This is a genomic window from Streptomyces sp. SID3212, assembly GCF_009865405.1.
Classification (GTDB): domain Bacteria; phylum Actinomycetota; class Actinomycetes; order Streptomycetales; family Streptomycetaceae; genus Streptomyces.
This window is the reverse complement of sequence record NZ_WWJY01001087.1, coordinates 1-2463: the sequence shown is the minus strand read 5'-3', so window position 1 is coordinate 2463 and position 2463 is coordinate 1. Positions and strand designations below refer to the sequence as shown.

At 74.4% G+C, this 2463-nt stretch carries 1 pseudogene; it reads left to right on the top strand.

Annotation, left to right across the window (positions count from 1 at the left end):
- Positions 1–2236, top strand: a pseudogene (locus GT042_RS32355) (hypothetical protein); the annotation flags it as partial.
- Between the last annotated feature and the right edge of the window lie 227 nt (positions 2237–2463).

The window sequence follows — 2463 nt, the reverse complement described above, 5'->3', positions numbered from 1 at the left end:
CCCCGTGCTCGGGCGGCGCGTGGACGGGGCCACCGTGGTGTTCCTGACCGCCGGGGCGCCCCGCGCTACCCAGGCGGCCGTCGCCGCGCCCGACGAGCGCGGCGCGGCTCTGGGCTGGCTCGACGCCCGGTACGACTTCGACCCGGCCCGCTACGCCCGTACGGCCCGGGTGCGGGTACGGGACGTGGCGGGCCCGGCCGTCCTGCTCGACCCGTTCGGCGGTGCGCCCCGCACCCTGCCGGTCCGGGCGGTCGAGGACGACGTCCGGTGTGTCGAGGTCGACGTGCCCTTCGACACGGGACCGGCGGCGCTGCTCGTCTTCCCGGCGGGTGCGGAGACCGCGGCCGGGACGGCCGACCCGCCCACCGGGTCGGCCAGGGAGGCCGCCGTGTGCCTGGAGATCCCGCCGGACGCGGCATGGCACATGACGCTTGTCCCGACCCTCGACAACACGTGGGGCGACTTCGCCCGCCCGGCCACGGACCCGTACTCCACCCCCACCGCCTCTGCTCCCCCTCACGTGACGATGTGCCGCACCTTCCGCCACCGTGTGGAAGGGCCGGGCGAGGACGGTGTACGCGACGGATGGGCCCGGTCGCGGCGCGCGGACGCGGACAGCCGGCACGAGGCGACCGCCCACGCCACCTTCGGAGCGCGTGCGGTCCTGGTCGGCGCGGACGGCGACCGTACGCCGCTCGTCTGGTCCGACACCCTCGGCATCCACAAGGACCCGATCCACCGTGCCGTGCTCGGCCCCAAGGGCCATGTCCCTGAGGAGTTCCTGCACCTGGGCCCGACGGCGGCGGGCACCACGGTCCGCGTCGAGGCCGAACTCCACCTGGTCCACGCCTTCGACGGCCACCTGGCGGTGGGAGCCGCCGCGGCCAAGTCCGCGCGCCTGGACGGCCGGCCGGTCGCCCTGGACGACGAGGGCCACCTCGCCCTGGGACGGGTGCGCGTACAGCCGGGCCCACACTTCCTGGAACTCACTCTGACGCCTGATCAACAAACCGACCTACGGGCGCACTTCGCGCTGATCCGCGACCCGGACCGCTACCGCCGCCCCGAGTGGATCGTCGCGGGTCCCGGCCGGAACAGCGTGGGAACAACCTTCAGCCTCACCGCGGTTCCCACCCGGGCGACGATCCAGATCGCCTCTCACGGCTCCTGCGTCCTGCGGGTCAACGGCCACGTGCTCGGCAGACAGGGCGGATTCGACCCGTACACCGACCACACCGTCCCGAGGGTCCGGCGGCACGAGATCGCTCCGGCCCTGCGTGTCGGTGACAACACCGTCGTCGTGGAATCGACCGCCGCCGCTTCCCCCGTACTGGTGGACGCGACGCTCGACCACGGTGACGGCCGGATCACCGGCCTGCACAGCCACGCCGGTTGGTGGTCCGGGCACGCGGCGGGGGCACACGTCCCGGTCGAGGTGCGGCGCGAACAGTCCGGCGACCCGGCCGCACTGTGCCTGCGCCGCCGCCCGCACCCGCTGCCCGGCGCCGCCTGGCTGGACCCGGAGGCCGACGACGGCACGGTCGTACCACTGAGGTTCGCGGTCCCGGGCGAGCGGGGAGCGGTGGAGTGGCTGTGGTGCGAACTACCGTCCGGCGCAGCTGAGTTGACCGTCGACGTACACACCCCCGGTACGAGGGCCTTTGTCGACGGCCGTGAGCACCCGGTCGAAGAGGCGGCCCCGAGGTCCGACGGCGTACACACCTTGACCGTATCCCTGATCCGGCAACCTCCCACCGCCGCAGCACCACCCCACCCCAGAACCCTCGCCCTGCGCCTGGAAACGCGCCCGGGCCACCGGGGCGGCGCCGCGCTGGCCGGCCCCGTACGCTGCGCGGTCGGCCCGGGCCTGATCCGTACCGGCGACTGGGAGACGCAGGGCCTCGCCGAGTACAGCGGCGGAGTGCGCTACACCCGCGAGGTGACCCTGCCCGCCGGCAGTGCGGCGGACGGTCGCACGATCCTGGACCTCGGACGGGTCCGGGGCACGGCCGAGGTACGGATCGACGGTGTGCCGGCGGGTGTACGGATCTGTTCCCCGTACGAGTTCGACGTGCCGGACCTGGCGGCCCCCGGCCCGCATATCGTCGAGATCACCGTCTACGGCACCCTCGCCCCGCACCTGGACGCCACCAGCCCCACCCACTTCGTCTTCCCCGGCCAACGTGTCACGGGCCTGATGGGCCCGGTCCGGCTTCTCTGCCGTTCGCCACGCTGACCGCGCACCGGGACGGCCCGGCCGGCCGAAGGGCGCGCTCAGCGCCCGGACCTCACCCGCGCCGCCCGTCGGCCGGCCCCCGCCACCGTTCCCGCGCGTTCGCGACCCGGAACAGGTAGTCCACGTACGCGCTGTCGTAGAACTCGACCGCCGCCGGGTCCGGGTCCACCACGACCTCCGGTGCCGTCCACGCCGCCACGTCGAGCTCGTGGCCCACGTCGCCTCCC